The organism is Paenisporosarcina sp. P5_A11 (genome assembly GCF_056400705.1).
In genome coordinates this window covers 1-1,473 of the sequence record NZ_JBFUKT010000340.1, presented here as the reverse complement: position 1 = coordinate 1,473, position 1,473 = coordinate 1, and the positions used below count along the sequence as shown (strand labels likewise).

Annotated in this window: 2 protein-coding genes; both read right to left on the bottom strand. The window is 37.1% G+C overall.

Going from position 1 to position 1,473, the window contains the following annotated elements; genetic code table 11:
* A partial coding sequence (locus AC1DOS_RS20090; RefSeq protein WP_477538904.1) for a hypothetical protein occupies positions 1-194 on the bottom strand: 194 nt, incomplete at its 3' end.
* Positions 195-422: 228 nt separating this feature from the next.
* Positions 423-1,473, bottom strand: a 1,051-nt coding sequence (locus AC1DOS_RS20085) for an S-layer homology domain-containing protein (RefSeq protein WP_477538903.1), incomplete at its 5' end; no start/stop codon positions are given.

Genomic DNA, 1,473 nt, shown 5'->3' with positions numbered 1-1,473 from the left:
GAATCTGGAACGTCTTTAAACTTCACCGTTTTGCCTGATCCTAGCTCCACACCCATTGCTTCGATCATCGTTTTTACGTACTCTCCTCGAGTAACTTCATGACTAGAAGCGAGTGCTCCTTGCATCCCACTAAATCCACTAACAGCTAGTGACATTGCCAATGCTGAAGCAGAAACTTTTTTCCACATTTGCATGCATTTCTCTCCCTTTAATTCAAAATAATGTAACAATTAAATTATATCAAATTTCGAATGTCGAAATATTAAGCCATTGTAACTGTTTTATTAAGATTCTCTATAAGTTTTGGTTACTAGATTACTATAGTGTCGGGTACTTTCAACTCTTGTCGGAACTCTGGAAAAATGCAAAAGAAACTTGCCATTGTATAAGACAAGTTCCTTTTATTAATTTAACTGATTAAATTAAATTCCATTGTATTGATTCACTTCACCTGTATTGACATTAAAGATGTATTTATCTTTACCATTTACCAAAAAGAGATCAATCCCAAAACGGGGTTCTTTCCCTATATGTTTAATGGTACGCACTTCTTCTCTCCAAAATGTAGGAATTGCATATCTCAAATATTTCAGCGACTCTTCAATCGTTAGACCGATTGGATCTTCTGTAAATGAACGTGCTGTATACGATTTGATTTTCCAAGATTCACCGCTTCGAACTAATTCGATAATCGCGCGATGTCCTGAACGAAAACCATTATCTGGAACAATTGCATCCATTTTTAATAATGAGTTTGTTTGTGAAAGTATTTCATATGGCAATTTAAATTGATAATTTGGGATAACATTTGGTACATCACATGCATAACAAGATCTTTCATAACCCGCTAGTGCAAATTTAAGATAAGGTTCAGTTGCAAGCTGTGCCATGTCAGCTGAGATATCCGAAGCTTTCTGTTTTGGGTGATACTGTGCTAAACCTTGAATCACTACATTTTGTGTCTTATTAATTATTTCATTAATTGTATTCATCACTTCAACATCATTATAAGCTGAACTTGGAACTTTTTTATAGGCACGATTCATGAATGCAGACATTTCACCACGAGTTAATTGTTTATTAGGTGCGAATGATGTTTTCGTCACACCAGCAGTTACCCCATTGCGGTACATGGCATCAACATAAGGCGCCCAACGTTCATTAACATCCGTAAATGGCACGGTTGCATTGGTATTGATCGTATATTCAAATGCACCTGCAAGAATGCGTGACATTTGAGAACGAGTTAATTTTTCTTCAGGACGGAAGGTCCCGTCTTTGTATCCACTAACAATTCCACGTGATGCAACTGTGTTGATTGCATCATAATATGAACTTGTTGGACTAACGTCAGGAAATCCTTTAGTCGATTCAGTTTCCATCCCGAGTAGCTTATACAGCATCAGCGCTGCATCCCCACGTGTGACTATAACTGAAGGATTGATTCTCAGTCCCGCGGCTATATATTCTACT